Raw genomic sequence first — 5,802 nt, forward strand, 5'->3', positions numbered from 1 at the left:
CCGGTTTTCGCGCCCGAAGAACAGACACAGCCCCAAGCTCGACCCAGTTCTCCGCCCCGTGTCCGCCTCACTGCGGCTCCGCTGTCGCTCCGCCGCATTTGCCGTCGCCTGCTGGGATTTCATCTCTATTTTGCTCACCGCAAAATGAGTGAAATCCCTTTTTACGCGGGCGGGCGACGGATTTCGCGCGCTCCTTTAGGCGGGGCGCGGTCGAGCTTTGTCCCGGATGAAACTGCCCTGCGCGGGCGGCGTCCGGGTGACCCCGGCGGGACGGAGCGATACTGCGTATCGCTTAATCAGCTCAGCCCAATTCTTTATTCGCGCGCCTGCGCGATTCATCTACATTCGGCTACCGCCGAAAGAGTTGAATCGCTTTTTTGGCGTGGCGCGCGGTTACTTTGAAGTAATAAAGGCCGCCCGCCGTGGCGCGAACGCGTCCGCCGGGCGGGCGGTGCGTTGACCTGCGGTCTCCCTCGCGCTTGCGAGGCATCGTTGACAAGCCGACGTGCTCTAGCTTCACTACTCGGGTCCGGCACTCGGAAGGGGCAGCCTCTACCCCAAGGCCGCCTCGCCCAATTCTTTGTCCGCGCGCTGACGGAAATCTTATTCAAACGCGAAACACGCGTTTGAATGATTTCCTTTTCCAGCAGTCGCGCGCGGTCGAGCTTTGACCCGCCTAAAACTGGCCTCAGGCCGGGCAGGCCCCGCGTGCCCGCGGCGCGCAATGAGCCGCCACGGCCAAATAACGCACGGCAACCTCAGCCCCAACCTCAAGAAAATCCCCACACCCAAAACCGTGCAAACTCCGGCAGAAGCAACCCCCGCTACAACAAAAGTGCCGGTCGATGGATATCGACCGGCACTTCATATTCCATGATTTTACAATCTACTTCCCATAAATAGCCCCTTCCGCCGCCAAAAGCGTGTTTTTCATCAAGCTCACGATCGTCATCGGCCCCACCCCGCCCGGCACCGGCGTAATGTAACTGCACTTCGGCGCCACCTCGTCGAACTTCACATCCCCCAGCAACTTCCACCCGTTTTTCGTCTTGTCGCTCGGCACCCGCGTAATCCCCACATCGATCACCACCGCCCCCGGCTTCACCATGTCCGCCGTCACGAACTCCGCCTTCCCCAGCGCCGCCACCAGAATATCCGCCCCCGCACAAATCTCCCTCAGGTTCTCCGTCCGGCTGTGACACAACGTCACCGTACAATTGAACTCCTTATCCGACAACAAATTAGCCATCGGCCGCCCCACGATATTGCTCCGTCCCACCACCACGCAATGCCGTCCCGCCGTCGGTATTTTATAGTACCTCAACAGCTCGCAAATCCCCTCCGGCGTCGCCGAGACATAAGCCGGCAACCCCAGAATCATCCGCCCGACATTCACCGGATGAAACCCGTCCACATCCTTCCGCGGATCGATCGCCTCGATCACCTTTTGCTCCGAAATATGCTTCGGCAGCGGCATCTGGACAATAAACCCATCCACCTCCGGATCCGCATTGAGCCGCCCGATCTCGCCCAGCAACGCCTCCTCCGTGATATCCTCCTCGAAGCGCAACACCGTCGACCGGAAACCGATCTCGCGACACGCCCGCTCCTTATGCCCCACATACGTTTCGCTCGCCCCGTCGTGCCCGACCAGTATCGCCACCAGATACGGTTTCCGCTCCATCGCCGCCACCCGTTCCGCCATCCGCTGCTTCAGCGCCGCAGCCACCGTTTTTCCATCAATTAGCTCCATTTTATCTCTATTTTTCAAATTATTCTTCCGAAACCCTCCCGCACAGAGAGCCTACATCCGCTCCGGCATCTCGATCCCCAGCAAACCCATCGCCCGCGCCAAGATCCGCGCCACCTCGGCCGCCAACGCCAACCGGAACACCCGATCCTCCGCCGCCACATCCGACCTCAGGATCGGATAATCGTGATAATACTGGTTGAACTCCTTCGCCAGGTCATAAGCATAAGCCGCCACGATCGCCGGCGAGAACGCCTCTCCCGCCTCGCGCACCACCCCTCCGAACTCCGTGAGCAGTTTGATTAGCTCGATCTCCTTCGCCTCCGGCACCCGCCCGTCGAAGAAATCCGCCGCAGAAGCAACCCTCCCCTCCCCTTTCTGCTCCTCCGCCCTCCGCTGCAACGACCGGATCCGGGCATACGTATACTGAATGAACGGCCCCGTATTCCCGTTGAAATCGATCGACTCCTTCGGGTCGAACAACATCGTCTTCTTCGGATCGACCTTGAGGATGAAGTATTTGAGCGCCCCCAAGCCCACCATCCGCGAGATTTCGGCAATCTCCTCGTCCGACAAGCCGTCCAGTTTTCCCGCCTCGACCGCCACCGCCCTCGCCGTCGCCACCATCTCCGCAATCAGGTCGTCCGCATCCACCACCGTCCCCTCGCGAGACTTCATCTTGCCCTCCGGCAGCTCCACCATCCCGTACGAAAGGTGGAAAATCCCGTCCGCCCACTCGTACCCCAACTTCCTGAGGATCAACTTCAAGACCTGAAAATGGTAATTCTGTTCATTCCCCACCACATAGACCATCTCGTCCAGCCCGTACTCCCCGTGCCGCTGCACCGCCGTCCCCAAGTCCTGCGTCATGTAGACACTCGTCCCGTCTCCCCGCAAGAGGAGCTTCTGATCCAACCCGTCCCCCGTCAAGTCCGCCCACACCGACCCGTCCTCCTTCCGGAAGAAGACCCCGTTCTCCAACCCCCTCTGCACCAGCTCCTTCCCCAAGAGATACGTATTCGATTCGTAATAGACCTTGTCGAACGACACCCCCAACGCCCGGTAAGTCTCGTCGAACCCCTTGTAGACCCATCCGTTCATCCGCTCCCAGAGCCCGTAGACCTCCGGATCCTTCGCCTCCCACCGTCTGAGCATCTCCTGCGCCTCGCGCATAATGGGCGCCTCCCTCTTCGCCGTCTCCTCGTCCAGCCCACGCTCCGCCATCAGCTGCCGCACCTCCGCCTTATAGGCCTGATCGAACGCCACATAGTATTTCCCCACCAAATGATCCCCCTTCATCCCGCTCGACTCCGGCGTCTCCCCCTCCCCGAACTTGAGCCACGCCAGCATCGACTTGCAGATATGAATTCCTCGGTCATTCACCAGATTGGCTTTCAAGACATTGCATCCGTTCGCCTCCAGGATTTTCGAGACCGAATACCCCAACAGATTGTTCCGGATATGCCCCAAGTGGAGCGGCTTGTTGGTGTTCGGCGAGCTATACTCGACCATCACCGTCCGCCCGTTGTCGCACACGAAGCCATAATTAGACTCCCCCCTCATCTCCGCCATCGCGCCGATCCAATACGCCGGCGTGAGCGACAGATTGAGAAATCCCTTGATGACATTGAACTCCCCGATCGTCTCCGGACAATTCTCCCGCAGCCAGAGTCCGATCTCGTTCGCCGTAGCCTCCGGCGCCTTTCGGCTGATTTTCAGGAGCGGAAAGGTGACCAGCGTATAATCCCCCTCGAACTCCTTCCTGGTTTTCGAAATCTGCACCTCAGCCATCGCCCCGCCATACAGCGCGGCCACCGCCCGTTCGCAACACGTTTTAACCGTATTCTCAGCATTCATAGTCGTATATATTTCTTCGTATCCTTAACCCTGCTGCCCCCCCTCTCTCAGTACGCCCTACTCCGGCGCCGTCGCCAGCACCAGTTTGTATTTGTTGTCCCGCGCGATATTCATCACCTTGACCACCTCGTCCACCGGCACCGTCCGGTCGCAGTGCAACGATATCGTCGGCTCCTCGACCCCCTCCAGGCGAGTGCGAAGCCGCCCCGCCAACTGATCGAACGACACCTGCTCCATCTCGACAAAATACTGAAGATCAGCCGTAATCGAGACCGTCGTATACGGTTTCTCCTTGTTCGCATTGCTGCTCTTCGGCAGCAAGAGTTTGAGCGCATTCGGGTTGATGAGCGTCGTGGAGATCATCAGGAAGAGCAGCAGCAGAAAGATCAAGTCCGTCTGCGACGCGCTTCCCCCTCCCATATCTATTTTAGAACTCCGTTTAATGGCCATCGTAAATGAGCACTATCTTGTGTAACGTAAAACAACCAGCCGCATCCGCTCCCGCCCCCTTAGAGCATCCTCCCGCCGCCCGTCGGATTCTCCTTAGCCGTGACGATATCCATGAAAGCGATCGTATTGGCCTCCATCTGGAATACCACCTTTTCGATCCTGGCCACGAGGAAGTTATACCCGAAGTATGCCGGAATCCCGACCACCAGCCCCCCGACCGTCGTAATCATGGCCGTGTACATCCCGCTGGCCAAGATCGAGAGATCGACCGACCCTCCCGCCGCCGCCATGTCCATAAACGCCTGCACCATCCCGAGCACCGTCCCGAGGAAGCCGATCATCGGCGCCCCTCCGGCCGTCGTCGCGAGGAACGGCAAACCGCTCTCCAGCCTCGAGACCTCCAGATTGGCCACATTTTCGATCGCCGCCTGAATATCCGCCTTCGGCCTCCCGAGATTCATAATCCCTTTTTCGATCATCCTCGCGACCGGACTCCTCCTCGTGCGGCAGTACTGAATCGCCTGCTCGATCTTCCGTTCGTAGATCAAGTCCCTGATTTTGGTCATAAACCCGGCATCCATCTTGTCGGACGCCTGCCTCACCATCCAGAATCGTTCGAAGAAGATAAAGATGGATATCGCCGACAAGAGCGCCAACGGAATCATCAACCATCCGCCGGCGAGGATCAGCGATCCCAGTCCGATCGTTTCGGGTTTCGCCGCCGTCTGGGCAGCCTGCAAGATCATCATATCGTCAGAGTATAAATATTTTACGTTCCGTTACCTCCCCCACTCGTTCCTCTTGCGCTTCATCTCCCCCACCCCACGACCACCTCCCCAGCCCCCCTGCACCGTCCCCGGCAGGCCCCTCGCCCCGCATCCTCCTCTGCCCTCGCCCCCTCTTCATCCCCTCCCCGTCATTCGCCCCTTGCCTCCTCATCCCCTTTCTTTTCTTCTTGTATTCTCTTTCTCCTTGTATTCCCTTCTCTTTCCCTTTTTTCTCTTTCCCTCCTTGCCTGCTTTGCCCTCCCCCTCAGCCGCACTCGCCACAATCCGAGTAAGTTGTTGCAAATATAGGAATTTTTCAACGGAAATTCACCGTCCGTCCCCATCCGCCCCGGGCTACCGCGGTTACGGAGACGGTAAAGTTTGGAATGTCGGCGACGGAGGTTTCGGTTTTTCCCCCGCTACCTCTCCCCGTGAAGAGTATGCCTGTTGCATAACCCTGAATTTCGGAGTACAAAGGCTCAATCCGACTACGCTGGACAGTCGCGGCTTCGGTCTTCAGTTGCGTTGCCTCTCGGAATAAACGGGACAAGCGGCACCGCCCCGGGCTACCGCTGGCCCATTTCGGGCGTACCGGGCGGCGTCGGCAACGACGGATTCAGTTATTCGTCGTCGGTCAGCGGTATCTTAGGCATGACCATGAGTTTCTACGTGACGAGCTTCACTCCCAGCTACTCGTTCAACCGTGCCGCTGGTCGTCAGTTGCGTTGCCTCTCGGAATAGACAGGAACGAGCAGCACGCGAACCAGGCAGCCTTAGCCTCAAATTGGGGTAGAGGCGGCCAATAAAACACCCTGAGGGTGCGCCCCGGGCTTCCGCGACTCAGGCCTTCATGGATTATTAGGAGCAATAGGAAATGCTGGTCTCAGCGGATACAGCTACTCATCATCGACAAAAGAAGCTTACAGTCTATTCATAGATTTCCACACACAGGGTTTCAGCCCCAGCTATACAAATGGC

5 protein-coding genes are annotated in these 5,802 nt (G+C 58.5%); 1 reads left to right on the plus strand and 4 read right to left on the minus strand.

Features of this window, described 5'->3' with window-relative positions; genetic code table 11:
• Nucleotides 1-886: 886 nt before the first annotated feature.
• Genes QZ302_RS08180 through QZ302_RS08195 form a run of 4 tightly spaced genes read right to left on the minus strand, consistent with a single transcriptional unit; the run spans nucleotide 887 to nucleotide 4,806 of the window.
• The gene (locus QZ302_RS08180) at nucleotides 887-1,753 is read right to left on the minus strand and encodes a tetrahydrofolate dehydrogenase/cyclohydrolase catalytic domain-containing protein (protein WP_294594339.1); all 867 of its coding nucleotides are present in this window, start codon (nucleotides 1,751-1,753) and stop codon (nucleotides 887-889) included.
• A 51-nt stretch (nucleotides 1,754-1,804) separates the two neighbouring features.
• Nucleotides 1,805-3,607 carry an arginine--tRNA ligase gene (gene argS, locus QZ302_RS08185; protein WP_294594341.1) on the minus strand — a complete coding sequence of 601 codons (1,803 nt, stop codon included), beginning with the start codon at nucleotides 3,605-3,607 and terminating at the stop codon, nucleotides 1,805-1,807.
• Between the two features lie 57 nt (nucleotides 3,608-3,664).
• Nucleotides 3,665-4,057 carry a biopolymer transporter ExbD gene (locus QZ302_RS08190; RefSeq protein WP_294594343.1) on the minus strand — a complete coding sequence of 131 codons (393 nt, stop codon included), beginning with the start codon at nucleotides 4,055-4,057 and terminating at the stop codon, nucleotides 3,665-3,667.
• Nucleotides 4,058-4,116: 59 nt separating this feature from the next.
• Nucleotides 4,117-4,806, minus strand: coding sequence for a MotA/TolQ/ExbB proton channel family protein (locus QZ302_RS08195; protein WP_294594345.1), 690 nt, complete (start codon nucleotides 4,804-4,806; stop codon nucleotides 4,117-4,119).
• Nucleotides 4,807-5,349: 543 nt separating this feature from the next.
• Here QZ302_RS08195 and QZ302_RS08200 point away from each other — a divergent pair.
• Nucleotides 5,350-5,565, plus strand: a complete 216-nt coding sequence (locus tag QZ302_RS08200) for a hypothetical protein (protein WP_294594346.1) — start codon at nucleotides 5,350-5,352, stop codon at nucleotides 5,563-5,565.
• Nucleotides 5,566-5,802: the final 237 nt, after the last annotated feature.

Source organism: uncultured Rikenella sp. (genome assembly GCF_910579375.1).
In the GTDB taxonomy this organism is placed as follows: Bacteria; Bacteroidota; Bacteroidia; order Bacteroidales; family Rikenellaceae; genus Rikenella.

What these genes read in the sequence shown, in the direction of transcription:
- argS (WP_294594341.1), bottom strand. Translation starts at nt 3,607, where the DNA reads ATGAATGCTGAGAATACGGTTAAAACGTGTTGCGAACGGGCGGTGGCC.
- QZ302_RS08180 (WP_294594339.1), bottom strand. Translation starts at nt 1,753, where the DNA reads ATGGAGCTAATTGATGGAAAAACGGTGGCTGCGGCGCTGAAGCAGCGG.
- QZ302_RS08190 (WP_294594343.1), bottom strand. Translation starts at nt 4,057, where the DNA reads ATGGCCATTAAACGGAGTTCTAAAATAGATATGGGAGGGGGAAGCGCG.
- QZ302_RS08195 (WP_294594345.1), bottom strand. Translation starts at nt 4,806, where the DNA reads ATGATGATCTTGCAGGCTGCCCAGACGGCGGCGAAACCCGAAACGATC.